Raw genomic sequence first — 25,784 nt, forward strand, 5'->3', positions numbered from 1 at the left:
ATCGATACTGGATGCGTTAATCGGTTCTTTCGGTACGCAGGTCGTTATGCAGTGCGCTTCCCGGTCCTTTCCCAGCGGGTTTTCAAGGTGTCCATTCCACTACCCAGAACCGTAGTCAGCCCACGGCGCCAGGCCATAGCTGGCTTCTCGATGAAATGCCAGGAGAAGACCGCTGCCACTAACGCAAGCGGGAACGCGAGCAGCATCATGCTGGCGGGGCCGATACCTTTGAGCAGGTGGGCGAGGATTTCCTGAATCGGGAAGGCATAGATATAAACGCCGTACGAGTAATCACCCAGCTGGTTGTAACGGTCGACCACGGGGTGGGTTGCAAACCCGAGGTAGAAAATCAGATACGTCCACGCCACGGTAAAGCACTCGAAGAAATACGGCGTGCGCCATGTGCAGGCGGCTAGTACGGCAAAAGGCAGAAAGCCGATAAATCGATGCGCGATGTGATGACGATATCGATAGAAGGACATGCCCAGCACAAACGGTAAACTCCACCTGAAGAAAAACTCGGCACGGTGGAAGTCATTGAGCAGAGCGCTGCTCAACATCAAGCATTTGAAGGCGACGTACAGCGCCGCGTAACACAGTAGAAAGCCGGCGAACTTACGCCCTTCGCTGAAAAAGGCTAATGCGCCAAGCGCGCCGACCAGAATGTAGAGAGCGACCTCATAGAAGAGCGTCCACAGTGACCCATTGATGCCGGGCCAAGGGGTATTCTCGAACACGCCCGGGAGCTGGAATTTCATGCTGAAGAGCGTCAAATTGTGGGTCAGATAACCGTATGTTTCACCTGACCGGAAATATTCCGACGCACTCAGTGTCGTAAACAACGGCCCGATCAGAAACGCGCTGAGCAGCAGCACGAGTGTCAGACCAGGGTAGATGCGCAGAAACCGAGCAGTGAAGAAATCCACCGTACTGCCGGCACGATCACGGCTAAGCGAGATAAAAAAGCCGGAGACGCAGAAGAATGTGATTACTGCCAGTTCCCCGAGGGAAAGGCCAATCCAGTCCGAGAGCGGCTCGACCGCATCATGGCCGAGTGCGAGAGGGTAACTGTGGGAGATCAGTACCGCAGTGGCGGCAAGCATTCTGATCAGGTTGAAGTTGTTGTTTCGTCTGGACGCCAGGTTACCCAACGTATTCATACTGCCTCCGCGCGCGATCAGGGTCATGTCGGTTCGATCCATTCACCGCTGTGACGCTCACGCTGTCGGAGACGCGCGATATCGCGAGGGTTGGAAATGGTGTTGAGCCTGAACGATACACTGGGCGTGGCGCGCGTCTAATTGGCATCCCTAATCGGGACGCGGATTACCTGCATGCCCTGTCAGCCAATAATTTGGCCCTGAAACTCGAACGATAGTTTTTGTTGGGCAGGACAGTGTCACTGCGCCTCGATTGGGCGATGACAGCGGCAAAAACTTAAAGAACCCGTCGAATGACCCGTTGCATCAGGACAGATGTAAGACCAAGGAGCCTCAGTTATATGTCGATTCGCAAATACCAGAGAGTGCTGGCCATCCCACGAGTGCTGCCCGCGACATTGTTCATGTTCGTTGCGGGTTTGCCGCTGACCATCATGGGGCTAACGCTCAGCCTGCATGTACTCAACGAAATGGGCGGTAGTTATTTTGATGCGGGCGTGGTGGGGACAGCGACCGCCCTCGGGTTTGCGGTGGGCTCTCCCCTCCTCGGCCGAATGATTGACCGTCATGGCCTGCGTCCGGTGGTGGCCGTGTGCGGGACACTGTCGACCCTCGCCTGGGTGTTGCTGCCGATGGTGAGTTACTGGCTCTATGTCTTTCTGGCTTTTGTTGCCGGTCTCTTTACTGTGCCAACGGGCTCGCTCGCCAGGCAGTTCATCGCCAGTCTGGTGCCGGAGGATCAGCGCCGGCCTGCGTATTCTCTCAACATGATGCTTATGGAACTCTCATTCGTCATTGGGCCGGCGAGCGGCATTTTGCTCATCACCACGTATTCGGCGACGGCCACGCTGGCGGGCATCGGCCTCTGGCGGGCGCTCTCCTATGTCGTGCTCTATGTGTTGAACTGGCCGACGCGCAATGTTGACGAAGTCGCCGCAAATCCTGATCGCGTCCGACCCAAACTCCGCACATGGATGAGCGGCCGTCTGCTGGCCGTGATGTTTGTCAGTGCGGGTGCGTTGTTCGTGCTCTACGGCACCGAGCTGGCACTGATCGCTGTGCTGCGCGCCAGTGACCAGCTTGCCTTCACTGGGTATGTCATCGCCGCCATGTCCATCGCGTCCATTGTGGGTGGATACGTTCATGGGATTGTCCACAGGTCGTGGTCGCAGATGAAACTCGCCTTGGCAATGAGCCTGCTGCTGCTGCCCGTAGTGTTTTTTGATGACGTCTGGTGGTGGCTGATGCTCGCGCTGCTGCCCACCAATCTGCTGTGCACACCGACGCTGGCCGCAGGTTCTGAAGCCGTCGCCAAGCTAGCGCCTTCCAGCGTGAGAGGTGAAGTAATGGGGCTGCACGATTCGGCGTATCGAATAGGCCAAACATTGTCCGCGCCGATTGTGGGATTCGCGATCGACAGTGTGTCCCCTGCCATGGGATTTGTCGCAGCGGCGTGTGGAGGGATTGTGCTGGTGGGTCTAGGAGCGCTCTGCAATCTGCGGATATCAGCGCCGGCCAGAGCGGCTTGATCCACAGATCGGTCTCGGCCGCACAGGCTCAAGACCGGTCTTTTCAGGTCATCGGCAGACGATGAGAAAAAACTTATGCACGTATTGGCGTTTTAAGCGCTCGAAGAAATAAGCATTAAAATTAATGAGTTAGAAGTGAATTTCTCGAATTTCTACTTATTCGTGCACAGGTTATCCACAATTCACACCGGTGATTTCTCGGGCGCAGGCGCAGGCATTGCGGGCGATCCCAAATTACGCTGGGTTTGCTCGTTCCAGGCCGAGACGCGATCGTTCAGCGCAGCGATTGCGCGAGGGCCAGTGCCCTCTGCGTACATCGGTTTGCCAATCACGACTTCGATGGTCCCCGGCTTTTTACCCCAGCCCTCTTTAGGCCAATAGCGGCCGGCATTGTGGGAGATGGGCAGGACGGGTAGGTCCGCGTTAACAGCCAGTGCCGATCCGCTGCGCGAGAACTTTCCGATCTGGCCGTACGGCACGCGTGTGCCTTCAGGGAAGATCAGCACCCAGACGCGATCTTTGAGCAACTCATCGCCTTTCTTCGCCACGACCTTCAGCGCCGCTTTGGGGTTATTGCGATCAATGGCGATGGGACGCAGCATCGCCATCGCCCAGCCGAAGAAAGGCACGTACAGCAACTCCCGCTTGAGCACTTGGCTCAACGGTTGAAAGTGGGCCGAGAGAAAAAACGTTTCCCACGTGCTCTGGTGATTGGAGACGATCACGCACGGCGTCTCGGGAATGTTTTCCTGGCCGGTAACATTGACCTTGATGTTGAGGAACACGCGGGTCAGCCACAAGGCGCAGCGGCACCAGTACACATTGATGAAGCGATAACGAAGACGGAACGGCAGGAAAGGTGCAATAAAGAAACTCAGCGAACACCACAGCAGGGCGGTAGTGCCCAGCAGCAGGTAAAAGAAGAAAATCCTGATGGCCTGCACAATCGACATAGCTGCTTTTACCGTTACGGGGCAATTGCCCGAATTGAGCGAGCCGTTGAATAGCCGTTAGCCGTTCAACGGGGCGCTGTTGTGGATTAGTTCTGCGGCAACCGCCGCCAGATCATCGAAAACCAACGTGCCTGCGGGCAATGCACCGCTTCGCGTCTTCTGACCTTTACCGGTCATGACCAGAACAGGTTGTGAGTCGACGGCCACCGCCGCCTCCAGGTCACCCTTGCTGTCGCCCACAAACCACACGCCGCGTAAATCGACGGCGTAATGGCGGGCAATGGTCTTCAGCATGCCCGGTTTTGGCTTGCGGCAATCGCAGCCGGCGTCCGGGCCGTGGGGGCAATAAACAATCAGTCCGATCTCACCACCCTCCTCCGCCACGAGTTCACGCAAGCGTGCGTGCATGGCATCAAGGGTGGCGAGATCGTAGTAACCGCGAGCAATGCCGGACTGGTTGGTGGCCACTGCCACCGTCCAGCCGGCTTTACTTAGTTGCGCAATGGCCTCGATGGAGCCGGGAATCGGAACCCACTCGTCCACCGACTTGATGTAGGCGTCGGAGTCCTGGTTGATCACCCCGTCTCGATCGAGAATCAGCAACTTCACTGGCATGCGCTCCGCTGTCAGCCCAACAAGGAGATGTCGGCGACGCCGAGGAACAGATTGCGCAAACGAGCGAGCAAGGCGTAACGGTTGGCCCGCACGCTGGCATCTTCCGCGTTGACCATCACGGCCTCGAAAAACGCATCCACAGGCTCGCGAAGTGCCGCAAGACGCGTCAGCGCTTCGTTGTACTGACGGCTGGCGGACATCGGCGCGACGGCCTGATCTGCCTGCTGAATCGCCGAGTACAGCGAGAACTCGTTGGCGTTATCGAAGTACTTCGGCTCGACGGTCTGGGCGATGTTGCCATCTGCCTTGCTCAGCAGATTGGAAACCCGCTTGTTCACGGCGGCCAATGCTGCAGCCTCAGGCAATTTGCGAAAGGCCTGAACAGCCTGAACACGTTGATCGAAGTCCAGCGCCGAAGCGGGCTGCAAAGCGCGCACCGACAGGTAGACAGAAACGTCGACGCCTTCGTCTTCATAGCGCGCGCGCAGACGATCGAAGATGAATTCGAGAACCTGCTCTGGCAGACCAGCAGGCTTGATCTTCACACCGAACTGAGCGACGGCGAACTGCACGGTTTTGACCAGGTCCAGATCCAGTTTTTTCTCGATCAGGATGCGCAGGATGCCCAGCGCGGCCCGACGCAAAGCGTACGGGTCTTTGCTACCGGTCGGCAGCATGCCGATGCCGAAGATGCCCACGAGTGTGTCGAGCTTGTCGGCAATGGCAACAGCGGCGCCAGTCAGAGTGCCCGGCAATTCAGCACCAGCGCCACGTGGCATGTACTGTTCGTTCAACGCCAGCGCGACGTCTTCGGGTTCGCCGTCGGCCAAGGCGTAGTAGTAGCCTGCAACGCCCTGCATCTCGGGAAACTCGCCAACCATTTCGGTCGCCAGGTCGCACTTGGAGAGCAAGCCTGCACGCGCGGCGCGCTGAGCATCGCCGCCAATGCGGGGCGCGATGAACGCAGCGAGCTTGGAAACACGTTCGGCTTTGTCGAATACCGTGCCCAGTTGCGCCTGGAACACCACGTTCTGCAGACGCTGGTTGAATGTCTCCAGCTTCTGCTTCTTGTCCTGCTTAAAGAAGAACTCAGCGTCGGTCAGACGCGGGCGAACGACTTTCTCGTTACCGTGGACGATCTGGGAAGGGTCCTTGCTGTCGATGTTCGCGACAGTAATGAAGCGCGGCAGCAGCTTGCCTTCGGCATCCAGCAGGCAGAAGTACTTCTGGTTGTCCTGCATCGTGGTGATAAGGGCTTCCTGCGGTACTTCAAGGAAACGCTCCTCGAACGAGCACACCAGCGGCACGGGCCACTCGACCAGCGCAGTCACTTCATCGAGCAATGCCGGCGGCACGATGGCGGTGCCTTCGTGTTGCGTGGCGAGCTCTTCAACGCGCTTGCTGATCAGCTGACGACGCTCGTTGAAGTCCGCGAGCACGTAGGCCGCGCGCAAGTCGCTGGCGTAGTTGGCCGGCGAGGTAATGCGCACGCTGTCCGGATGATGGAAGCGATGACCACGGGATTCACGGCCGGACGTCTGGGCAAGAAGGGTGCAATCGACGACTTGATCGCCAAACAGCATCACCAGCCACTGGGTCGGACGTACGAACTCTTCCTTGCGCGCACCCCAGCGCATACGCTTCGGAATCGGCAGGTCGTTGAGCGAATCTTCAACGATGGTCGGCAGCAGGCTCAACGTTGGCTTGCCAGGGATGCTCTGGCTGTAACGCAGCTTCGGGCCGCTCTGGTCGATCTCACTCAGGTCGACGCCGCACTTCTTGGCGAAGCCCAAGGCGGCCTGGGTCGGATTGCCATCGGCATCGAACGCGGCCTGGCGTGGCGGGCCGTCCAGATTGACGCTGCGATCCGGCTGCTCGGTGGCGAGCTGAGTAATCAGCACGGCGAGACGGCGTGGCGCGGCATAGACCTGCTTGGCGCTGTAGGTCAGACCGGCAGCCTGCAGGCCTTTTTCGATACCGGCCATGAACGCGTCGGCCAGGGTATTCAATGCTTTGGGTGGCAGTTCTTCGGTGCCCAGTTCAACCAGAAAATCTTGAGCACTCATTGCGCAGCCTCCAGCTTGGCCAACACTTCATCGCGGATATCGGGCGCGGCCATCGGGAAGCCGAGCTTGGCCCGGGCCATCAGGTACGCCTGGGCCACGGAGCGAGCCAGGGTGCGGACGCGCAGAATGTACTGCTGACGCGCCGTCACGGAAATCGCGCGACGGGCATCCAGCAAGTTAAAGGTGTGAGAGGCCTTGAGGACCATTTCGTAGCTCGGCAATGGCAGCTCGACTTCGATCAGGCGTACGGCTTCGCTTTCATAGAAATCGAACAGCTCGAACAGCTTGTCGACGTTGGCGTGCTCGAAGTTATAGGTCGATTGCTCCACTTCGTTCTGATGGAACACATCGCCGTAGGTGACTTTGCCGAACGGGCCGTCAGTCCAGACCAGGTCGTAGACCGACTCGACGCCTTGCAGGTACATCGCCAGACGCTCGAGGCCGTAGGTGATTTCGCCGGTGACCGGGTAACACTCGATGCCGCCGACTTGTTGGAAATAGGTGAATTGCGACACTTCCATGCCGTTCAGCCAGATCTCCCAACCCAGGCCCCAGGCGCCGAGGGTTGGGGATTCCCAGTTGTCTTCGACAAAGCGGACGTCGTGCACGAGCGGGTCGAGGCCCACGTGCTTCAGGGAGCCGAGGTACAGCTCCTGGAAATTGTCCGGGTTGGGCTTCAGAACGACCTGGAATTGGTAGTAATGCTGCAGGCGATTCGGGTTCTCGCCATAACGGCCATCGGTAGGACGACGGCTTGGTTGTACGTAGGCGGCGTTCCAGGTTTCCGGGCCGATGGCGCGCAGAAACGTAGCGGTGTGGAAAGTGCCGGCGCCCACTTCCATATCGTAGGGCTGAAGTACCACACAACCTTGCTCAGCCCAGTATTGCTGGAGGGCGAGGATCAAGTCTTGGAAGGTACGCACGGCTGGCGTAGGCTGGCTCACGAAATTCACCTGTACTGGGGGGCTGCGATTTAAAGAGCGGGAGTATACCCGATTCGGCCGCGCCTCCACCCTTGGGAGCCCTATGCCACGCTGCTTTTGGTGCAACGAAGATCCGCTTTACATGGACTACCACGATCAAGAGTGGGGTGTGCCGTTGCGCGATGCGCAGATGCTGTTCGAGTTCCTGTTGCTCGAAGGGTTCCAGGCCGGGCTGTCGTGGATCACCATCCTGAAAAAGCGTGAGCGCTACCGCGAAGTGATGTTCGGCTTCGACGTCCAGCGCATCGCCGCAATGACCGATGCGGAAATCGAAGCCCTGATGCTGGAGCCCGGCATTGTGCGCAACCGTCTCAAGCTCAACGCCGCGCGCAAGAACGCTCTGGCCTGGTTGCGGCTCGAGGATCCGGTCGCGTTTGTCTGGTCTTTTGTCGGAGGCGAGCCGAAGGTCAATCACTTCAAGGACCGCAGCGAGGTTCCGGCCATTACGCCTGAGGCCGAAGCGATGAGCAAAGCGCTGAAGAAAGCCGGCTTCACCTTCGTCGGCCCGACCATCTGTTATGCCTACATGCAGGCCACCGGCATGGTGATGGACCATACGGTTGATTGCGACCGATACGCCGAGCTGGTGGGTGATGTGGATAATCAGCTCCCATGAATGGTTACAATGGCCGCCTCATGTATTCGGGAGTGATCTGTGGATAAGTTCAAAGGCGCCTTGATGGTTGGGGCACTGCGCCTGTTTGCCCTGTTGCCGTGGCGCGCAGTGCAATGGGTCGGCACCTGCATTGGCTGGCTGATGTGGAAGTTGCCTAACCGGTCTCGCGACGTCGCGCGCATCAACCTGTCCAAGTGCTTCCCTGAACTTAGCCCTGAAGAACTCGAAGCACTGGTCGGCCGCAGTCTGATGGACATCGGCAAGACCCTGACCGAAAGCGCCTGCGCGTGGATCTGGCCGGCGCAGAAGTCGATCAATCTGGTTCGCGAAGTCGAAGGGCTTCAGGTGTTGAAAGACGCTTTGGCGTCGGGGAAGGGCGTCGTCGGTATTACCAGCCATCTCGGCAACTGGGAAGTGCTCAACCACTTCTACTGCAGCCAGTGCAAACCGATCATTTTCTACCGGCCACCCAAGCTCAAGGCCGTGGACGATCTGCTGCGCAAGCAGCGCGTACAGTTGGGGAACCGCGTCGCAGCGTCCACCAAGGAAGGCATTCTCAGCGTCATCAAGGAAGTGCGCAAAGGTGGCTCGGTCGGCATTCCGGCGGACCCGGAACCCGCTGAGTCAGCAGGCGTCTTCGTGCCCTTCTGCGGGACGATGGCGCTGACCAGCAAGTTCGTCCCGAACATGCTGGCGGGCGGCAAAGCGGTGGGCGTGTTTCTTCACGCGATGCGTCTGGAGGATGGCTCTGGTTACAAAGTCGTACTCGAAGCCGCGCCGGACGACATGTACAGCACCGATACCGCTACGTCGGCAGCTGCCATGAGCAAGGTGGTTGAGAAGTACGTGCGGGCCTATCCAAGCCAATACATGTGGACCATGAAGCGCTTCAAGAAACGCCCCGAGGGCGAGAAGCGCTGGTATTGAGCTTTTAAAAAAAGCTCAAACCCACCTGAAACAGTCGCTCGACGTCGCGGATGTACTTTTTATCCACAAGGAACATGACCACGTGATCGCCTGATTCGATCACCGTGCTGTCATGGGCGATGATCACCTGATCGGCGCGGGTGATAGCGCCAATGGTCGTGCCGGGCGGCAAGTTGATGTGCATGATGGCTTTGCCGATCACCTTGCTGGATTTGGCATCGCCATGGGCGACGATCTCGATGGCTTCCGCCGCGCCCCGACGCAACGAATGCACGCTGACGATATCGCCGCGCCGCACATGCGCCAGCAACGTACCGATGGTGGCGAGCTGAGGACTGACCGCGACATCTATCTCCCCCCCTTGCACCAGGTCGACATAGGCCGGGTTGTTGATGATCGTCATCACCTTCTTTGCACCGAGACGTTTGGCCAGCAACGACGACATGATGTTCGCCTCGTCGTCGTTGGTCAGCGCCAGAAACAGGTCGGCGTTGTCGATGTTCTCTTCCACAAGAAGGTCGCGATCCGAAGAGCTGCCTTGCAGGATCACCGTGTTGTTGAGCGTGTCTGACAGGTGACGGCATCGGGCGGGATTCATCTCGATGATCTTGACCTGATAGCGGTTCTCGATGGCCTCCGCCAGCCGCTCGCCGATCTGCCCGCCGCCGGCAATCACGATGCGCTTGTAGCTCACATCCAGACGACGCATCTCGCCCATAACGGCGCGAATATCCGCTTTGGCAGCGATGAAAAAGACCTCGTCGTCAGCCTCGATAACCGTATCGCCCTGAGGAATGATCGGACGGTCGCGACGGAAAATAGCCGCGACGCGAGTCTCGACATTGGGCATGTGCGTGCGCAGTTGACGCAGTTGCTGCCCCACCAGAGGGCCGCCGTAGTACGCCTTGACCGCCACCATCTGCACCTTGCCGCCGGCGAAGTCGATGACTTGCAGCGCGCTGGGGTATTCGATGAGCCGCTTGATGTAATGGGTGACCACTTGCTCAGGGCTGATCAGCACGTCCACGGGAATGGCGCCGTTGGCGAACAGGCCTGAGCGGGTCAGGTACGCCGACTCGCGAACACGGGCAATCTTGGTCGGGGTCTGGAACAGCGTGTACGCGACCTGGCAGGCGACCATGTTGGTCTCGTCGCTGCTGGTGACGGCCACCAGCATGTCGGCGTCGTCGGCGCCGGCCTGACGCAGCACGGTTGGAAATGAGCCGCGACCATGAACGGTGCGGATATCGAGGCGATCACCCAACGCTCGCAGACGATCCTGATCGGTGTCCACGACGGTGATGTCGTTGGCTTCGCTGGCCAGGTGCTCGGCCAGCGTACCGCCGACCTGCCCTGCGCCGAGAATGATGATCTTCAATCAGTCTCTCCTTGAAATGATGATTCCGTCACACCGGGTACTTGTCTTCACGCCGCCGCAATCTTGATCAGTTTGGCGTAGTAAAACCCGTCATGCCCGCCTTCCTGGGCCAGCAACTGACGGCCGTGGGGCTGCTTTAGGCCGGGAGGCGGATTGCCTTGCTGACCGGCAATGTCCAGCTCCCGAGCCCCCGACGTACGCGCCAGGAATGCATCAATGACTTCGGTGTTTTCAGTCGGCAGGGTCGAGCATGTGGCGTATAGCAAAATCCCGCCGACCTGCAGCGTCGGCCACAGCGCGTCGAGCAATTCACCCTGCAGCGCGGCGAGGGCAGGAATATCATCGGCCTGACGGGTCAGCTTGATGTCGGGGTGGCGGCGAATGACGCCAGTCGCCGAGCAAGGCGCGTCCAGCAGAATGCGCTGGAACGGTTTGCCATCCCACCATAGATCCGTGGCGCGGGCGTCGGCGGCGATGAGTTCGGCACTCAGGCCCAGGCGATCCAGGTTCTCTTTGACCCGCACCATGCGCTTGGCTTCAAGGTCCACCGCAACGACGCCTGCCAGGCCCGGTTGGACTTCCAGCAGATGGCAGGTCTTGCCACCCGGTGCGCAACAGGCGTCCAGCACACGTTGACCCGGCGCCAGCTCCAACAAGTCGGCGGCCAGTTGCGCTGCCTCATCCTGAACGCTGATCCAGCCCTCGGCGAAACCCGGCAGCGAGCGAACATCGCCCGGTTCGGTAAGCACGATGCCGTCCTGGCTGAACGTGCTCGGCGCCGCTGCGATGCCTGCGTCCAGTAACAGCTGAAGGTATTGCTCGCGGGTTTTGTGCCGGCGGTTGACCCGTAAAATCATCGGCGGGTGGGCGTTGTTTGCCGCACAAATCGCTTCCCAATGCTCAGGCCAGGCGGCTTTCAACGCTTTTTGCAGCCAGCGTGGATGAGCAGTGCGCACCACCGGATCGTGTTCAAGCTCCGTCAGCAGTGCCTCACCTTCCCGTTGGGCTCGACGCAGCACGGCGTTGAGCAGCGCTTTTGCCCACGGTTTTTTCAGTTTGTCGGCGCAGCCCACGGTTTCGCCGATAGCGGCGTGGGCAGGAATCCGCGAATAGAACAGCTGATACAGGCCCACCAGCAATAAAGCCTGCACGTCGTTATCAGCGGTTTTGAAGGGTTTCTGCAGCAGCTTGGCCGCCAGCGCGGAGAGCCTTGGCTCCCAACGCGCGGTGCCAAATGCCAGATCCTGGGTCAGGCCGCGGTCGCGGTCTTCAACCTTGTCCAGTTGCGTGGGCAAGGAGCTGTTCAGCGATGCCTTGCCACTCAGTACGGCAGCCAGGGCCTTGGCAGCGGCCAGACGCGGGTTCATTGAGCATCCACCGCTTGGCCGAGGACGGTGCCGACGGCGAACTTCTCGCGGCGGCTGTTGAACAGGTCAGCGAAGCCCAGCGGTTTGCCGCCGGGCAGTTGCAGACGCGTCAGACGCAGCGCGCCGTCACCGCACGCGACCAGCAGGCCGTCTTTGCTTGCGTCGATGATGCTGCCGGGCGTGCCCTCCCCGTCGGCGATCTGCGCGGCCAGAACCTTCAGCGCTTCGCCGTTGAGCGTGGTGTGGCAGATCGGCCATGGGTTGAAGGCGCGTACCAGTCGCTCCAGCTCGACGGCCGGGCGGGTCCAGTCGATACGTGCTTCATCTTTGTTCAGTTTGTGCGCATAGGTGGCGAGGCTGTCGTCCTGTACTTCGCCCACCAGCGTACCGTCTGCCAGGCCGGCAATGGCATGAATCACCGCAGGCGGGCCGAGCTCAGCGAGACGATCGTGCAGCGTACCGCCGGTGTCGTCGGCCGTGATCGGGGTCGTCACCTTGAGCAGCATCGGGCCGGTGTCCAGCCCCGCTTCCATACGCATGACCGTCACGCCGCTTTCGGCATCGCCGGCCTGCACCGCGCGCTGGATCGGCGCAGCACCGCGCCAGCGTGGGAGCAACGAGGCGTGGCTGTTGATGCAGCCCAGACGCGGAATATCCAGTACGGCCTGCGGCAGGATCAGGCCATAGGCGACCACGACCAGCAGGTCCGGTTGCAACGCGGCCAGCTCGGCCTGGGCTTCGGGTGCGCGCAAGGTGGGCGGCTGCATGACAGGAATGTTGTGCTGGAGGGCAAGCTGCTTGACCGGGCTCGGCATCAGCTTCTGACCACGACCGGCCGGGCGATCTGGCTGGGTGTACACCGCAATGACGTCGTGGGGACTGTCGAGCAGGGCTTTCAAATGCTCGGCGGCGAATTCCGGGGTGCCGGCGAACACGATGCGCAGTGGCTCAGTCATGGGCTTCTCTTGAGTATGACGGTAGAAACGCACTTGCCCGCGATGGCGTGGTGTCAGCCGAAAAATGCGGCAGAGGACAGGTCGCTATCGCGGGCAAGCGGGCTCCTACGGTAGAAAGGAGGATGGCGGGATCAGGCGTTTTGCTTGTGGAGTTTTTCCAGCTTCTTCTTGATCCGGTCGCGCTTGAGATTGGACAGGTAATCGACGAACAGCTTGCCGTTCAGGTGATCGCATTCGTGCTGGATGCACACGGCGAGCAGGCCTTCGGCGATGAACTCGTAGGGCTGGCCCTCACGGTCCAGCGCCTTGACCTTGACCCGTTGCGGGCGATCCACGTTTTCGTAGAAACCTGGAACAGACAGGCAGCCTTCCTGGTACTGGTCCATCTCGTCGGTGAGCGGCTCGATCTCGGGGTTGATGAAAACCCGCGGCTCGCTGCGATCTTCGGAGAGATCCATCACCACCACGCGCTTGTGTACGTTAACCTGCGTCGCGGCCAGACCGATGCCAGGCGCTTCGTACATGGTTTCAAACATGTCGTCGACCAACTGGCGAATGCCGTCGTCCACTTCAGCCACCGGCTTGGCGATGGTGCGCAGGCGCGAATCGGGAAATTCGAGGATGTTTAGAATGGCCATATGCGTAAGGGATGCACTGTAGGGTAAAGTCAAAATCGGCTGCTAGGCTTGGGACGTCACAAGCTGCAGCCCTAGTAAAACCGGAAGTCTCGCAAGACTCAGCGTTTCACGCGAAGCCAACATGATAAAGGGATTCACCGCATGAGGAAATCACTACTCGCCCTGCTGCTGTTGGCCGCGACAGGCCTTGTCCAGGCGCAAGTACAGCTCAGGGATGGCCATCCACAGAGTTACGCCGTCGTCGCCGGTGACACACTTTGGGACATTTCCGGAAAATTTCTTAACCAGCCGTGGAAGTGGCCCCAACTCTGGCGCGCCAATCCGCAGGTTCACGACCCTGATCTGATCTACCCCGGCGATACGCTCAACCTGATTTATGTCGATGGTCAGCCACGCATCGTCGTTAATCGCGGTGAGTCTCGCGGCACCATCAAACTGTCCCCGCGTGTGCGCAGTACGCCGATCGCCGAAGCGATTCCCACCATCCCGCTGGGCGCAATCAATGCGTTTCTGCTGAACAACCGAATCATTGATAACGCCAGCCAGTTTGAAGTCGCGCCTCACGTCGTGGCCGGCCCCGGCGAGCGGGTGCTCAGTGGCGCGGGTGATCGCATCTATGCGCGCGGGCAGTTCGAACCGAGCCATGTGTCGTACGGCATCTATCGCAAGGGCAAGACCTACGTCGATCCGGTGAGCGGCGTGGTGCTGGGCATCAATGCCGATGACATTGGCAGCGGCCAAATCGTTGCCAGCGAAGGTGACGTGGCGACGTTGCAACTGCAGCGCTCGACTCAGGAAGTACGCCTCGGCGATCGGCTCTTCGTCAGTGAAGAACGCGGAATCAATTCCACCTTTCTCCCTAGTGAGCCCCAGCAACCGATCAGCGGCACTATCATCGATGTGCCCCGGGGCGTGACCCAGATCGGCGAGTTCGACGTGGTGACCATCGACCGTGGCCGACTGGATGGCTTGGCCGAAGGCAACGTGTTGGCAATCTACAAGACCGGCGAGACGGTGCGTGACCGGGTCAACGGTGATCAGGTCAAAATTCCCGACGAGCGCTCAGGGCTGCTGATGGTCTTCCGCACGTACGAGCGACTGAGCTACGGCATGGTGCTGCACGCAACCCGATCTCTGGCGGTTCAGGACAAAGTCCGCAATCCGTAATGCTATGTATCAGCTGCAAATCACTTTTCTCCACCGGCATGCTTCACTTATCAAATTGTTGTTAACAGACTTATCCACAGCTTGATCCACTGATTAAGGTGGGTCTCGGATCAAGGAAGATGACATGCCGTTGTTCGAAAAGGCCGGTCAGTCGCCGGCTGAGCTGGAAGCCCGTTTGCGTCTGCATCGGCTGCCGGAAGTCGGTCCAAAACGTTTTCATACCCTCATCGATGCGTTCGGCAGTGCCTCTGCCGCATTGAGTGCGCCGGCTTCGGCCTGGCGATCTCTCCGGCTGCCGGCGGCCAGTGCCGAGGCCCGTCGCAGTGCCGAAGTGCGCGACGGTGCCAGTGCTGCACTGGCCTGGTTAGAGCGTCCGGGCCAGCATTTGCTGATGTGGGACGACCCTGACTACCCCGCGCTGTTGGCAGAAATCCCGGATCCACCGCCCCTGCTCTTCATCGCCGGAAACCGTGCATTGCTCGATCGTCCGCAGTTGGGAATGGTGGGCAGTCGACGCGCTTCCAAGCCTGGACTCGACACCGCTGCGGCGTTCGCGCGGAGCCTGGCCGGTGCCGGTTTTGTCATCACCAGCGGGCTGGCGCTGGGTATCGACGGCGCCGCGCATCAAGGTGCTCTGGACGTAAAAGGCGGGACAATCGGCGTGCTGGGCACCGGCATCGAAAAACTTTATCCACAGCGGCATCGTCAACTTGCAGCGCGTATGGTGGCCGAGGGCGGCGCAGTGATTTCCGAGCTGCCGCTGGACGCAGGCCCCCACGCCAGCAACTTTCCCCGGCGCAATCGAATCATCAGCGGTTTGTCCCTGGGCGTGTTGGTGGTCGAGGCCAGCGTTGCCAGCGGATCGTTGATCACGGCACGGCTTGCCGCCGAGCAGGGCCGTGAGGTCTATGCCATCCCCGGCTCGATCCATCATCCGGGCGCCAGGGGTTGTCACCAGCTGATCCGTGAGGGGGCAGTGCTGGTGGAAACCATCGACCATATTCTTGAGGCGCTGCAGGGCTGGAAAAACGTCGCGCCGAGTTCGGACGTCGTTGATAAACCGTCGACCCCGCTTCATCCGCTGCTCGCCCTCTTGCACGCAGCGCCGCAAACCGGCGAGGCGCTGGCCCACAACAGCGGTTGGCCGTTGCCAAAGGTCCTGGCGGCGCTGACCGAGCTTGAACTCGACAGCAGCGTGACCTGTGAAGCCGGGCGATGGTTTGCCCGGGCACGCTGAGGTTAAACTGCCCGCCTGCGTAATTTGGGAGAACGGACGATGGTCAGCAGTTGGCGAGTGCAGCAAGCCGCACGAGAAATTCGGGCCGGGGCGGTGATTGCCTATCCAACCGAAGCGGTGTGGGGGCTGGGTTGTGACCCCTGGGATGCAGAGGCGGTGTATCGCCTGCTGGCAATCAAGGCGCGGCCTGTTGATAAGGGCTTGATCCTGATCGCAGACAACATCCGTCAGTTTGGTTTCCTTTTCGAGGACTTCCCTGAGCTGTGGGTCGACCGCATGGCCAGCACCTGGCCGGGACCGAACACCTGGCTGGTGCCACATCAAGGCCTGTTGCCGGACTGGATCACCGGAACGCACGACACCGTCGCCCTCCGGGTCAGCGATCACCCGACCGTACGCGAGCTGTGCGCCTTGACCGGTCCACTGGTGTCGACCTCCGCCAACCCGACCGGCCGCCCCGCAGCCCGCTCACGACTGCGCGTTGAGCAGTATTTCCACGAGCAACTGGACATGGTGCTGAGCGGCAGCCTTGGCGGGCGTCGCAACCCGAGTGTGATACGGGATCTGGTCACCGCTGAGGTGGTAAGGGCAGGTTAATGCCCTTCCACTGTTTCGCAGGTTGAGATCAAGGCACCAGAATGATCGACCCAACCGTTCTGCGCCCTGCCAGTTCGGTATGGGCCTTCGCGGCATCCTTGAGGGGAAACTTCTGGATGTCGTCGACTTTCACCTTGCCGCTGGCGACCATTTCAAACACCTCATCCGCCATCGCCTGCAAGGCTTCCGGGGTGTTCGCGTAGGAGCCCAACGTCGGCCGGGTGACGTACAGCGAGCCTTTCTGAGCGAGAACCCCCAGGTTCACCCCGGTTACTGCGCCTGACGCATTGCCGAAGCTGACCAGCAGGCCTCGCAATTCCAGGCAATTCAGCGACGTTTCCCACGTGTCTTTGCCCACGCCGTCATAGACCACCGGGACCTTCTTGCCGTCGGTCAATTCCAGTACACGCTGGACCACGTCTTCCTTGCTGTAATCAATCACTTCCCACGCGCCGAGCGCTTTGGCGTGCGCGGCCTTCTCTGCCGAGCTCACCGTGCCGATGAGCTTGACGCCCAAGGCGTTGGCCCACTGGCAGGCGATCGATCCCACGCCGCCGGCAGCGGCATGGAACAGGATGGTTTCTTCAGGGCGGATTTCGTAGGTCTGACGAAACAGGTATTGCACGGTCAGGCCCTTGAGCATGACGGCGGCGCCCTGCTCGAAGCTGATACCGTCAGGCAGTTTGGCGATGTTCGCTGCCGGCGTTACGTGAACGTCCCCGTAGGCACCCAATGGACCGGTGCCGTACACCACCCGGTCGCCGACTTTGACGTGGGTGACTTCGCTGCCGACCGCTTCAACCAGTCCCGCGCCTTCGTTGCCCAACCCCGACGGGAACGAAGGCGCCGGGTACAGGCCGCTGCGAAAGTAGGTCTCGATGAAGTTGACGCCAATCGCCTTGTTACGCACGAGCACGTCTTTGGGGCCTGGTGCCGGGGGTTCGAATTCTACGTACTCGAGGACTTCGGGACCGCCATACGCCTTGAACTGGATACGTTTTGCCATTTGCTTTCTCCGTCATGGATCGGACTTGCAGAGGATGACTGTCGATGCGAAAGGGCTCTATCGGACTCCTTCGTTGGCGCTTCGTCAACTGCGGCAGCCGCCATGCCGGTGATATGCTACGGGCCGAATTTCGCCGACGGGGTTTGCTGAGCGAGGCGTGCTATCAACGCCAAGCCCGGTCGAATCCCGCTCCCGACGCACGTTTCAGTTTATGCAGGTACCGCCATGTCCTTTCGCACCGATGCCGTCAAAGCCTACTTGCTCGATCTTCAGGACCGCATTTGCGCCGCGCTGGAAACCGAAGATGGCAGCGCCCGTTTCGTCGAGGACGCCTGGGAGCGGCCTGCCGGGGGGGGCGGACGGACCCGCGTGATCGAGAATGGCCATATCCTCGAAAAGGGCGGGGTCAATTTTTCCCACGTCTTCGGCGCCGGCCTCCCCCCATCGGCCAGCGCCCATCGACCGGAGCTGGCAGGACGTGGTTTCGAAGCACTCGGCGTGTCGCTGGTGATGCACCCGCACAATCCTCATGTGCCGACTGCCCACGCCAATGTGCGTTTCTTCATCGCAGAGAAAGAAGGCGAAGAACCAGTGTGGTGGTTCGGAGGCGGCTTTGACCTGACGCCCTATTACGGCGTCGAGGAAGACTGCGTTCATTGGCACCGCGTCGCCGAGCAGGCCTGCGCGCCGTTCGGCGCTGACGTCTATCCCCGTTACAAGGCGTGGTGCGATCGCTACTTCCATATCAAGCACCGCAATGAACCGCGCGGCGTGGGCGGCCTGTTTTTCGATGACCTCAACGAGTGGGATTTCGACACCAGCTTCGCCTTCATTCGCGCCATCGGTGATGCGTTCGTCGAGGCGTATCTGCCCATCGTTCAGCGCCGTAGAGACACTCCGTACACGCCGCAGCAACGGGAGTTTCAGGAGTTTCGCCGTGGGCGTTACGTTGAATTCAATCTGGTGTACGACCGTGGCACCTTGTTCGGGCTGCAATCGGGTGGCCGGACCGAATCCATCCTCATGTCGCTGCCGCCACAAGTGCGCTGGGGCTATGACTGGAAAGCCGAGCCGGGCAGCGAGGAAGCACGCCTGACCGAGTATTTTCTGCAGGATCGCGACTGGCTGGCTGAGGCGGCACAGTGATGACTGATCAGTACGTTGTCTTCGGTAACCCCATCGCCCACAGCAAGTCGCCGCTGATCCATCGCCTGTTCGCCGAGCAAACCGGTCAGGCGCTCGACTACCAGACCTCACTGGCCCCGCTGAACGGCTTCACCGCGTTCGCCAAGGCATTCTTCCAGACCGGCCGTGGCGCCAACGTCACCGTGCCGTTCAAGGAAGAAGCGTACCGGATGGCTGATCAGCTGACCGAGCGCGGCCGTCGTGCCGGGGCGGTCAACACGCTGGCGCTTCAGGCGGATGGCAGCCTGCTGGGCGACAACACGGACGGAGCCGGTCTGGTTCGGGACCTGACGGTCAATCATGGCGTAACGCTCAAGGACAAACGCATCCTTGTGCTCGGAGCGGGCGGCGCGGTGCGTGGCGCGCTGGAACCCTTGCTGGCGGAAGATCCCTACGTGCTGGTGGTCGCCAATCGCACGGTGGAAAAGGCCGAGCGATTGGCCGAGGAGTTTGCCGACATCGGCCCGGTGCTGCCCGCCGGCTATGACTGGCTGGAAGAGCCGGTGGACATCATCATCAACGCCACGTCGGCGAGCCTGTCGGGCGAAGTACCGCCCATTGCGCCCAGTCTGATTCAGCCGGGCGTGACCATTTGCTACGACATGATGTACGCCAAGGAGCCGACCGCCTTTTGCCGCTGGGCCACGGAGCACAGCGCCGGACAGGCAGTGGATGGTTTGGGGATGTTGGTCGAGCAGGCCGCCGAGGCGTTTTACCTGTGGCGCGGCGTGCGACCGGAGTCAGCGCCGGTTCTGGCGGAACTGCGACGGTTGATGGTGCAGAACGGATAACGCTCACGTTCCAGGCTGACACTTATTTTGTGGTGGATGCCTGGTCGTCCAGACGCCGCACTGTCACGCTGCAAGCGCGCCCCCACAGACTGATGTTGGTCCTGTAGGAGTGAGCTTGCTCGCGATGCTTCTTGTCGGCGCTTACAACTTGGCCTTAACCGCTGGCAGCGCGTCTTTGTCGTCAACGGTTTTCAGGCCGTCGAGCCATTTGTCCAGCACCGCCGGATTGGCTTTCAGCCACGCTTTCACCGCCTCGGTGTTGCTGACCTTCTTGTCCACCACGGTCTGCATGATCGAGTTTTCCATGTCCTGGGTGAACACCAGGTTGGAAAGCAGCTTGGCCACATTCGGGCAGGCGTCGGCGTAACCTTTGCGCGTCACGGTGTAAACGCTGCCAGTATCACCGAAGTATTTCTCGCCGCCTTTCAGGTAGTGCATGCCTTTGATCTGCACGTTCATCGGGTGTGGCGTCCAGCCGAGGAACACCACGAATTCCTTCTTCTTCACGTTGCGCTGCACTTCGGCCAGCATCGCCTGCTCGCTGGACTCAACCAACTTCCAGTCACCCAGCTCGAACTCGTTCTTCTTGATGATTTCCTGAATCGACGCGTTGGCCGGAGCGCCCGAGCCGATGCCGTAGATCTTCTTGTGGAACTTGTCGGCAAATTTGTTCAGGTCGGCGAAGTCGTGAACGCCCGCGTCATAGACGTAATCGGGAACCGCGAGGGTGAACTCGGTGCCTTCCAGGTTCTTCGCGTATTGCGTCACGTCACCGGTGGCGATGAATTTGTCGTAGAAGCCCTGCTGCGCCGGCATCCAGTTGCCCAGAAAGACGTCGAGTTGCCCGTCCTTCAGACCGCCATAGGCAATGGGCACCGCCAGTGTGTCGATCTTGGTTTTGTAGCCCATGCCGTCGAGCAAAAAGCCTGCGGTGGCGTTGGTCGCAGCGATATCGCTCCAGCCTGGATCGGCCATCCGTACAGTGCTGCAGCTCGCGTCGGCGGCATAGGCCACGACGCTGCTCAAGCTCAAGACCCCAACCGCCAGCGTGGTGAACAGCTTATTCATGGTGTGCCCCTTTTTGATTTTCTAGGTGTTGGCAGGGTTCAAGGTTGCGGATAACGGGCCTTGCGCTCCAGATCGTCCAGATCAATATGGTTGCGCATGTACTGCTGACTGGCGTCGACCAGCGGCTGGTGATCCCAACTCTTCAGCTTGCCGATGGCCAGCGACTCGGCGACAAAACGCCGGCGCCGCTGACTGGCGAGCACCTGGTGGTGTATCGCCGGAATGTCCCACTTGGCCTGTGCTTCGGCCAGGAACGCAGCGAACAGGTCGCGATGAGCCTCGGATCGACTCAGCTCTTCCTGCTCCTTCGGATCGTTGCGCACGTCATACAGCAGACATGGGTCCCGTTCCGAATAAATGAATTTGTACGCGCCGCGACGAATCATCATCAGCGGACTGTTGGTGCCTTCGGCCATGTACTCGCCAAACACCTCGTCGTGACCGCCCTCACCTTCCAAGTGCGGCAACAGTGAACGGCCATCGAGCGGCAAACCGGCGTCCAGTTGACCCTCAGCCAATGCCACAAAAGTCGGCAACAGGTCAGCGGTGGACACTGCGGCCTGCACACGGCCGGCCTTGAATTGCCCCGGAGCGTACACCAGCAGCGGGACCCGCGCCGACATCTCGAACCAGTGCATTTTGTACCAGAGCCCGCGCTCACCCAGCATGTCGCCATGGTCGCCGGAGAACACAATGATCGTGTCGTCAGCCAAGCCTGTTTCTTCCAGGGTTTCCAGCAGTTTGCCGACATTGTCATCAATGTAGCTGCATGCGCCGAAATAGGCGCGGCGCGCATCGCGAATCTTTTGCTCGGGCAGCGGCTTGTCCCACAGGTCATAGACTTTCAGCAGGCGCTGAGAATGCGGGTCCAGTTCGGACTGGGCCAACGGCGCGTGGGGCATCGGAATGTCGTCGTCGCTGTACAGATTCCAGTAGGACTTGGGGATGGTGTAAGGGTCATGGGGATGGGTCATCGACACCGTCAGGCAAAACGGCTGATCGCCGTCTTCGCGCACATGGTCGAACAGATACTGCTGCGCCTTGAACACCACTTCTTCGTCGAAATCGAGCTGATTGGTGCGTACGCAAGGACCGGCCTGCAGCACCGAAGACATATTGTGGTACCAGGTCGGGCGCACATCCGGCTCGTCCCAGTTCACGGCCCAACCGTAATCGGCCGGATAGATGTCGCTGGTCAGGCGCTCTTCGTAGCCGTGCAATTGGTCAGGGCCACAGAAATGCATCTTGCCGGACAGCGCCGTGCGATAGCCAAGACGACGCAGGTAGTGGGCGTAGGTCGGCACATCAGCGGGGAAATCAGCAGCATTATCGTAAGCGCCGATCTTGCTCGGCAACTGACCGCTGACCAGAGTGAAACGCGACGGCGCGCACAGCGGACTGTTGCAGTAGGCGGCGTCGAACACCACGCCTTCAGCGGCGAGGCGACTCAAGTGGGGCATCTTGATGGGAGAAGAGGCGTACATCGGCAACATGGGCGCGGCCATCTGATCGGCCATGATGAAAAGAATGTTCTTGCGCTTCATGTTTTCGCGGCATCCCATAGTCATTATTTATGCGAAAGTGCTTTGACCGAGGATGGTGCCCATGCAGTCCACGGTAAAGCCCATGTGCGGCAATGCTTAGGATAAGTACAGCTTATGTTTGAATCCCTTGGTGCCATGTCACTGGATTTGCTACGCGGCTTTGAGGCCGCCGCACGGTTGCGCAGTTTTACCGCTGCGGCTATCGAGCTCGGCACCACTCAGCCGGCCATCAGCCAGCAAATCAAGCGACTGGAAGAGCAACTGGGGACGCGGCTGTTTGATCGCATCTATCGCGGCATTGAGCTGACGGACGCCGGGCAGATTCTCTTCAATCACGTACAGACCGGGCTCGAATCGATGGACGCGGGCCTCAGCGCAATCACCGAGCAGCATCAGCACGAGGTTTTGCAGGTGGCGACCGATTTCGCCTTCGCCGCCTATTGGCTGATGCCGCGCCTGCACCGCTTCCACAAGGACAACCCCGACGTCGACGTCAGCCTGGTCACCAGCGAGCGCAGTCACAGCATGCTGCGCGCGGATATCGATGTGGCCGTGTTGTTCGGCGACGGGCGATTCAAGCAGGGAGAGAGCCACTGGTTGTTCAGCGAGGAAGTGTTCCCGGTCTGTAGCCCGCGATTGCTGAAGGGGCGCGACCTGCCCTTGCCCACCAAGGCGCTGAAAGACTTCGCTCTACTGCACCTTCGTGGCGAAGGCGGCAACAACTGGTTTGACTGGAGTGGCGTGTTCCGCGCCCTGAATATTCCCCAGGCACCCGCGCCGGGGCAGCTGAGATTCGATAACTACACGCTGCTGATTCAGGCGGCGATCGGCGGCCAGGGCGTGGCCATCGGCTGGCGACATCTGGTGGATGATTTGCTGGAGCAGGGTTTGCTATGCCGCCCGATCGAAGCGAGCGCCGTCTCCGGATACGGTTATTACATCGTCCTGCCGCAACGCAAACGGCGCGTGCAGATCGTGCAGCGATTCGTGGACTGGTTAAGAAGTGAACAGGCGTTGAGTGGAGATCTTTTGAAGGGCAAGTCGCTGCCGTCGATTGCGGTTTAGGGCCTTCGTGACAAACATTGACGCTGATATGGCGGCCTATCGATGGTGCCGAAGTTGTAGCTGCGACGCACGACTTGTGGGAGCGAGCTTGCTCGCGAAGAGTCCGGTAGATCCGCTAGATATCCAGCACCGGAAATGCCGTATTCGCGAGCAAGACGGAGCGCCACTCCGGTCACTCCCACATGGACGTGCCTTAGTTCAGCACGCCATCCAGAATTTCATAAACAATCCCGCTGCCGATCGCGATCAGCACAACGTCCGGGCCCAGGCGGCGCCATTCGTAGCCATCGTATTGAGGCAGATATTGCAGCGAGCGTTGGTCCAGTCGACGGCCATAACCGCGTGGCAGCGGGTGGCCTTTGACGATGTGGACGCCGGGAGGCAGTGGCTGACCGCGACCGATGACTTCCCGGTGCTCGCTGATGGTCCGGCGCACATCGCCGAAGTCGGCAGGAGGACGCCCGCCACGCTGGTTGTTGCCACGGTTATCCGCACGCGGTTCGTTGCGATGGTCGTTGCCGTTGCCGCGATCGCCCTGCGGACCGCCTTGCGGACCATTGGGTTGGCCGTGGTCCTGATGCTGGCCCGGGCCGTTGTCATCGGCCCCGCGTTGATCCGGTGGTGCAGCCTGAACCAGCGCGCTGGCGCTGAGCATCAACACGCCCAACCCGGCGATCAAACGATTCGAGACTTTCATGTAGCGCACTCCTGAGCAAATACGGGCAGCAAAAAGGGGTTCAGGACGTGGTCCTGAACCCCTTCGCTGTACGGCTTAGTGTGCTGCCAGAGACCGAGATTCCTCTGTATCAGAAACTTTACCTTCGGCTACGCGGGCTTTACGCACGCCTTGGGACAACTGCGCGCACAAACCCAGCACGCCGCTGACCGCATGTTCCGGCGAAGACGCGTTGGCGATCTGATCGATCAGTGCCGAACCGACGACGACACCGTCGGCCACGCGCGCAATGGCGGCCGCTTGTTCAGCTGTGCGAATACCGAAGCCGACACTGATTGGCAGATCGGTATGGCGGCGAAGGCGTTGCACGGCGTCCTTAACGTGATCAATCGTTGCAGAGCCCGCGCCTGTCACGCCCGCCACCGACACGTAGTAAACGAAACCGGAGCTGCCGTTGAGCACAGTCGGTAAACGAACGTCATCAGTGGTCGGCGTGGTCAGGCGGATGAAGTCCAGACCTGCGTCCTGCGCTGGGTCGCACAACTCGGCGTTGTGCTCCGGCGGCAGGTCCACCACGATCAGCCCGTCGACACCCGACGAATGAGCTTCGGAGATGAAGCGGTCAATGCCGTAGTTGTGGATGGGATTGTAGTAACCCATCAGCACCAGCGGAGTGACGCTGTCCTCTTCACGGAATTCGCGAACCATCTGCAGCGTCTTCGCCAGGTTTTGCTTGGCGTTAAGGGCGCGAATGTTCGCCAGCTGAATTGCCGGGCCGTCGGCCATCGGGTCAGTGAACGGCATACCCAGCTCGATTACATCGGCACCTGCCTTCGGCAATCCCTTGAGGATCGCCAGCGAGGTGTCGTAGCCCGGGTCGCCTGCCGTGATGAACGTCACCAAGGCTGCGCGGTTTTGTTCTTTCAGTTCAGCAAAACGCGTTTGCAGGCGGCTCATCAGTGTTTCTCCTGCTGGGACAGATCCAGGTGGTGCATTACGGTTTGCATGTCCTTGTCGCCACGACCGGACAGGTTGACCACCATCAGGTGATCCTTCGGCAGGTTTGGAGCGCGTTTGAACACTTCAGCCAGGGCGTGGGCGGTTTCCAGCGCCGGGATGATGCCTTCGAGGCGGCAGCACTGGTGGAACGCAGCCAGGGCTTCATCGTCGGTGACCGAGGTGTATTCGACGCGACCGATGTCATGCAACCAGGCGTGCTCAGGGCCAATGCCTGGATAGTCGAGACCGGCGGAAATCGAGTGGGCGTCGATGATCTGGCCGTCGTTGTCCTGCAACAGGAAGGTGCGGTTGCCGTGCAGTACGCCCGGTACGCCGCCGTTCAGGCTGGCGGCGTGCTTGCCGGTCTCGATGCCGTGGCCGGCCGCTTCGACACCGATGATGCGCACACTCGTGTCATCCAGAAACGGATGAAACAGCCCCATTGCGTTCGAGCCACCGCCGATACACGCCACCAGACTGTCCGGCAGACGGCCTTCGTGCTCTTGCATCTGAACGCGGGTTTCCTTGCCGATCACGGACTGGAAGTCACGAACCATTGCAGGGTAAGGGTGCGGACCTGCAACGGTGCCGATCAGGTAGAAGGTGCTGTCGACGTTGGTAACCCAGTCGCGCAGTGCCTCGTTCATGGCATCTTTCAGCGTGCCGGTGCCAGCGACCACCGGAATGATCGTGGCGCCCAACAGCTTCATGCGGAACACGTTGGCTTGCTGACGCTCGATGTCAGTGGTGCCCATGTAGATGACGCACTCCAGGCCAAAGCGTGCCGCCACGGTAGCGGTGGCAACGCCGTGCATGCCGGCGCCGGTCTCGGCGATGATGCGCTTTTTGCCCATGCGCCGCGCCAGCAGGATCTGGCCGATACAGTTATTGATTTTGTGCGCGCCGGTATGGTTGAGCTCTTCGCGCTTCAGGTAAATCTTCGCGCCGCCACAATGCTCGGTCAGGCGCTCGGCGAAATACAGCGGGTTTGGACGACCCACGTAATCGCGCTGGAAGTACTCCAGATCTTTCAGGAACGAAGGATCATTCTTTGCGATTTCGTATTCGCGGTTCAGATCAAGGATCAGCGGCATCAAGGTTTCAGCGACGTAACGGCCGCCGAAGGCACCGAACATGCCACGGTCGTCCGGGCCTTCGCGGTATGCAGTTTGGGTCTGGGTCATGTGGACCTCCGGAGATACGAATAGAGTTAGCCGTCAGGCAGTGATCACACTCTAACCAGCGCCAGCGACGATGAAAA

At 60.2% G+C, this 25,784-nt stretch carries 24 protein-coding genes; 9 read left to right on the forward strand and 15 right to left on the reverse strand.

Translation table 11 applies throughout. From position 1 onward, the window contains the following. Positions 1 to 44: 44 nt before the first annotated feature. Complete coding sequence (locus AC07RO_RS14005; RefSeq protein ID WP_346631417.1) at positions 45 to 1,187, reverse strand: acyltransferase family protein; 1,143 nt, start codon at positions 1,185 to 1,187, stop codon at positions 45 to 47. A gap of 314 nt (positions 1,188 to 1,501) precedes the next feature. Here AC07RO_RS14005 and AC07RO_RS14010 point away from each other — a divergent pair, with 314 nt between their 5' ends. Further along, positions 1,502 to 2,689, forward strand: a complete 1,188-nt coding sequence (locus tag AC07RO_RS14010; RefSeq protein WP_197984121.1) for an MFS transporter — start codon at positions 1,502 to 1,504, stop codon at positions 2,687 to 2,689. A gap of 182 nt (positions 2,690 to 2,871) precedes the next feature. On the opposite strand, the gene AC07RO_RS14015 is transcribed toward AC07RO_RS14010, so the two are convergent. From AC07RO_RS14015 to glyQ, 4 genes are read right to left on the reverse strand one after another with little or no spacing between them, the layout of a single operon-like run. After that, positions 2,872 to 3,642 carry a lysophospholipid acyltransferase family protein gene (locus tag AC07RO_RS14015; protein WP_346631418.1) on the reverse strand — a complete coding sequence of 257 codons (771 nt, stop codon included), beginning with the start codon at positions 3,640 to 3,642 and terminating at the stop codon, positions 2,872 to 2,874. 57 nt (positions 3,643 to 3,699) lie between these two features. Continuing rightward, positions 3,700 to 4,272, reverse strand: a complete 573-nt coding sequence (gene gmhB, locus AC07RO_RS14020) for a D-glycero-beta-D-manno-heptose 1,7-bisphosphate 7-phosphatase (RefSeq protein WP_495086344.1) — start codon at positions 4,270 to 4,272, stop codon at positions 3,700 to 3,702. After that, a complete protein-coding gene (glyS, locus tag AC07RO_RS14025; RefSeq protein WP_346627344.1) occupies positions 4,269 to 6,323 on the reverse strand; it encodes a glycine--tRNA ligase subunit beta in 2,055 nt (684 codons plus the stop codon). Before glyS ends, gmhB begins: the two co-directional genes overlap by 4 nt. Continuing rightward, positions 6,320 to 7,267: a glycine--tRNA ligase subunit alpha gene (gene glyQ / locus AC07RO_RS14030; RefSeq protein ID WP_065988033.1), complete on the reverse strand. Its 948-nt coding sequence runs from the start codon at positions 7,265 to 7,267 to the stop codon at positions 6,320 to 6,322. Before glyQ ends, glyS begins: the two co-directional genes overlap by 4 nt. Positions 7,268 to 7,349: 82 nt before the next feature. Here glyQ and AC07RO_RS14035 point away from each other — a divergent pair, with 82 nt between their 5' ends. Then, on the forward strand, positions 7,350 to 7,922 hold the full coding sequence (locus AC07RO_RS14035; protein WP_495086304.1) for a DNA-3-methyladenine glycosylase I: 573 nt from the start codon (positions 7,350 to 7,352) through the stop codon (positions 7,920 to 7,922). 39 nt (positions 7,923 to 7,961) lie between these two features. Further along, positions 7,962 to 8,849: a lysophospholipid acyltransferase gene (locus AC07RO_RS14040; protein WP_282365452.1), complete on the forward strand. Its 888-nt coding sequence runs from the start codon at positions 7,962 to 7,964 to the stop codon at positions 8,847 to 8,849. Between the two features lie 4 nt (positions 8,850 to 8,853). Here the strand turns inward: AC07RO_RS14040 and trkA are convergent, their stop codons facing one another. From trkA to def, 4 genes are all read right to left on the reverse strand, one after another. Then, positions 8,854 to 10,227, reverse strand: coding sequence for a Trk system potassium transporter TrkA (gene trkA, locus AC07RO_RS14045; protein WP_172610176.1), 1,374 nt, complete (start codon positions 10,225 to 10,227; stop codon positions 8,854 to 8,856). A gap of 47 nt (positions 10,228 to 10,274) precedes the next feature. After that, positions 10,275 to 11,594: a 16S rRNA (cytosine(967)-C(5))-methyltransferase RsmB gene (rsmB, locus tag AC07RO_RS14050; protein ID WP_346627342.1), complete on the reverse strand. Its 1,320-nt coding sequence runs from the start codon at positions 11,592 to 11,594 to the stop codon at positions 10,275 to 10,277. Beyond that, positions 11,591 to 12,550, reverse strand: coding sequence for a methionyl-tRNA formyltransferase (gene fmt / locus AC07RO_RS14055; protein WP_192174404.1), 960 nt, complete (start codon positions 12,548 to 12,550; stop codon positions 11,591 to 11,593). The genes rsmB and fmt overlap by 4 nt, the downstream gene beginning before the upstream one ends. 131 nt (positions 12,551 to 12,681) lie before the next feature. Next, positions 12,682 to 13,188: a peptide deformylase gene (def, locus tag AC07RO_RS14060; protein WP_172610173.1), complete on the reverse strand. Its 507-nt coding sequence runs from the start codon at positions 13,186 to 13,188 to the stop codon at positions 12,682 to 12,684. Between the two features lie 141 nt (positions 13,189 to 13,329). Between def and AC07RO_RS14065 the strand changes: the two genes are divergently transcribed. From AC07RO_RS14065 to tsaC, 3 genes are all read left to right on the forward strand, one after another. Continuing rightward, entirely contained in the window at positions 13,330 to 14,355 is a 1,026-nt protein-coding gene (locus AC07RO_RS14065; protein WP_495086305.1) for a LysM peptidoglycan-binding domain-containing protein, read from the forward strand. 124 nt (positions 14,356 to 14,479) lie between these two features. Continuing rightward, complete coding sequence (gene dprA, locus AC07RO_RS14070) at positions 14,480 to 15,592, forward strand: DNA-processing protein DprA (RefSeq protein ID WP_282365456.1); 1,113 nt, start codon at positions 14,480 to 14,482, stop codon at positions 15,590 to 15,592. A gap of 39 nt (positions 15,593 to 15,631) precedes the next feature. Beyond that, entirely contained in the window at positions 15,632 to 16,189 is a 558-nt protein-coding gene (gene tsaC / locus AC07RO_RS14075) for an L-threonylcarbamoyladenylate synthase type 1 TsaC (RefSeq protein ID WP_495086306.1), read from the forward strand. 28 nt (positions 16,190 to 16,217) lie between these two features. Here the strand turns inward: tsaC and AC07RO_RS14080 are convergent, their stop codons facing one another. Further along, entirely contained in the window at positions 16,218 to 17,195 is a 978-nt protein-coding gene (locus AC07RO_RS14080; RefSeq protein ID WP_192174408.1) for an NADPH:quinone reductase, read from the reverse strand. Positions 17,196 to 17,420: 225 nt separating this feature from the next. Here AC07RO_RS14080 and hemF point away from each other — a divergent pair, with 225 nt between their 5' ends. Together hemF and aroE are read left to right on the forward strand one after the other, a co-directional pair. After that, complete coding sequence (gene hemF, locus AC07RO_RS14085) at positions 17,421 to 18,341, forward strand: oxygen-dependent coproporphyrinogen oxidase (protein ID WP_346627338.1); 921 nt, start codon at positions 17,421 to 17,423, stop codon at positions 18,339 to 18,341. After that, positions 18,341 to 19,171, forward strand: a complete 831-nt coding sequence (gene aroE / locus AC07RO_RS14090; protein WP_495086307.1) for a shikimate dehydrogenase — start codon at positions 18,341 to 18,343, stop codon at positions 19,169 to 19,171. Before hemF ends, aroE begins: the two co-directional genes overlap by 1 nt. Before the next feature lie 141 nt (positions 19,172 to 19,312). Here aroE and choX read toward each other — a convergent pair whose 3' ends face one another. Together choX and betC are read right to left on the reverse strand one after the other, a co-directional pair. Then, entirely contained in the window at positions 19,313 to 20,239 is a 927-nt protein-coding gene (gene choX, locus AC07RO_RS14095; protein ID WP_495086308.1) for a choline ABC transporter substrate-binding protein, read from the reverse strand. A gap of 38 nt (positions 20,240 to 20,277) precedes the next feature. Next, positions 20,278 to 21,783, reverse strand: a complete 1,506-nt coding sequence (gene betC, locus AC07RO_RS14100) for a choline-sulfatase (protein ID WP_495086309.1) — start codon at positions 21,781 to 21,783, stop codon at positions 20,278 to 20,280. Positions 21,784 to 21,897: 114 nt separating this feature from the next. Here betC and AC07RO_RS14105 point away from each other — a divergent pair, with 114 nt between their 5' ends. Next, on the forward strand, positions 21,898 to 22,848 hold the full coding sequence (locus AC07RO_RS14105) for a choline sulfate utilization transcriptional regulator (protein WP_423572095.1): 951 nt from the start codon (positions 21,898 to 21,900) through the stop codon (positions 22,846 to 22,848). Positions 22,849 to 23,041: 193 nt separating this feature from the next. Here AC07RO_RS14105 and AC07RO_RS14110 read toward each other — a convergent pair whose 3' ends face one another. From AC07RO_RS14110 to trpB, 3 genes are all read right to left on the reverse strand, one after another. Further along, a complete protein-coding gene (locus AC07RO_RS14110; protein WP_495086310.1) occupies positions 23,042 to 23,545 on the reverse strand; it encodes an anti-virulence regulator CigR family protein in 504 nt (167 codons plus the stop codon). 75 nt (positions 23,546 to 23,620) lie between these two features. Then, a complete protein-coding gene (gene trpA, locus AC07RO_RS14115; RefSeq protein WP_192174415.1) occupies positions 23,621 to 24,481 on the reverse strand; it encodes a tryptophan synthase subunit alpha in 861 nt (286 codons plus the stop codon). Beyond that, a complete protein-coding gene (gene trpB, locus AC07RO_RS14120; RefSeq protein WP_192174416.1) occupies positions 24,481 to 25,707 on the reverse strand; it encodes a tryptophan synthase subunit beta in 1,227 nt (408 codons plus the stop codon). The genes trpA and trpB overlap by 1 nt, the downstream gene beginning before the upstream one ends. Between the last annotated feature and the right edge of the window lie 77 nt (positions 25,708 to 25,784).

This window comes from Pseudomonas sp. GW821-FHT07F05 (assembly GCF_059418765.1).

What these genes read in the sequence shown, in the direction of transcription:
- glyS (WP_346627344.1), bottom strand. Translation starts at nt 6,323, where the DNA reads ATGAGTGCTCAAGATTTTCTGGTTGAACTGGGCACCGAAGAACTGCCA.
- AC07RO_RS14015 (WP_346631418.1), bottom strand. Translation starts at nt 3,642, where the DNA reads ATGTCGATTGTGCAGGCCATCAGGATTTTCTTCTTTTACCTGCTGCTG.
- rsmB (WP_346627342.1), bottom strand. Translation starts at nt 11,594, where the DNA reads ATGAACCCGCGTCTGGCCGCTGCCAAGGCCCTGGCTGCCGTACTGAGT.
- tsaC (WP_495086306.1), top strand. Translation starts at nt 15,632, where the DNA reads ATGGTCAGCAGTTGGCGAGTGCAGCAAGCCGCACGAGAAATTCGGGCC.
- betC (WP_495086309.1), bottom strand. Translation starts at nt 21,783, where the DNA reads ATGAAGCGCAAGAACATTCTTTTCATCATGGCCGATCAGATGGCCGCG.
- AC07RO_RS14080 (WP_192174408.1), bottom strand. Translation starts at nt 17,195, where the DNA reads ATGGCAAAACGTATCCAGTTCAAGGCGTATGGCGGTCCCGAAGTCCTC.
- choX (WP_495086308.1), bottom strand. Translation starts at nt 20,239, where the DNA reads ATGAATAAGCTGTTCACCACGCTGGCGGTTGGGGTCTTGAGCTTGAGC.
- dprA (WP_282365456.1), top strand. Translation starts at nt 14,480, where the DNA reads ATGCCGTTGTTCGAAAAGGCCGGTCAGTCGCCGGCTGAGCTGGAAGCC.
- trpB (WP_192174416.1), bottom strand. Translation starts at nt 25,707, where the DNA reads ATGACCCAGACCCAAACTGCATACCGCGAAGGCCCGGACGACCGTGGC.
- aroE (WP_495086307.1), top strand. Translation starts at nt 18,341, where the DNA reads ATGACTGATCAGTACGTTGTCTTCGGTAACCCCATCGCCCACAGCAAG.
- hemF (WP_346627338.1), top strand. Translation starts at nt 17,421, where the DNA reads ATGTCCTTTCGCACCGATGCCGTCAAAGCCTACTTGCTCGATCTTCAG.
- fmt (WP_192174404.1), bottom strand. Translation starts at nt 12,550, where the DNA reads ATGACTGAGCCACTGCGCATCGTGTTCGCCGGCACCCCGGAATTCGCC.
- AC07RO_RS14035 (WP_495086304.1), top strand. Translation starts at nt 7,350, where the DNA reads ATGCCACGCTGCTTTTGGTGCAACGAAGATCCGCTTTACATGGACTAC.
- AC07RO_RS14110 (WP_495086310.1), bottom strand. Translation starts at nt 23,545, where the DNA reads ATGAAAGTCTCGAATCGTTTGATCGCCGGGTTGGGCGTGTTGATGCTC.
- AC07RO_RS14065 (WP_495086305.1), top strand. Translation starts at nt 13,330, where the DNA reads ATGAGGAAATCACTACTCGCCCTGCTGCTGTTGGCCGCGACAGGCCTT.
- def (WP_172610173.1), bottom strand. Translation starts at nt 13,188, where the DNA reads ATGGCCATTCTAAACATCCTCGAATTTCCCGATTCGCGCCTGCGCACC.
- trpA (WP_192174415.1), bottom strand. Translation starts at nt 24,481, where the DNA reads ATGAGCCGCCTGCAAACGCGTTTTGCTGAACTGAAAGAACAAAACCGC.
- AC07RO_RS14005 (WP_346631417.1), bottom strand. Translation starts at nt 1,187, where the DNA reads ATGACCCTGATCGCGCGCGGAGGCAGTATGAATACGTTGGGTAACCTG.
- AC07RO_RS14105 (WP_423572095.1), top strand. Translation starts at nt 21,898, where the DNA reads ATGTTTGAATCCCTTGGTGCCATGTCACTGGATTTGCTACGCGGCTTT.
- AC07RO_RS14010 (WP_197984121.1), top strand. Translation starts at nt 1,502, where the DNA reads ATGTCGATTCGCAAATACCAGAGAGTGCTGGCCATCCCACGAGTGCTG.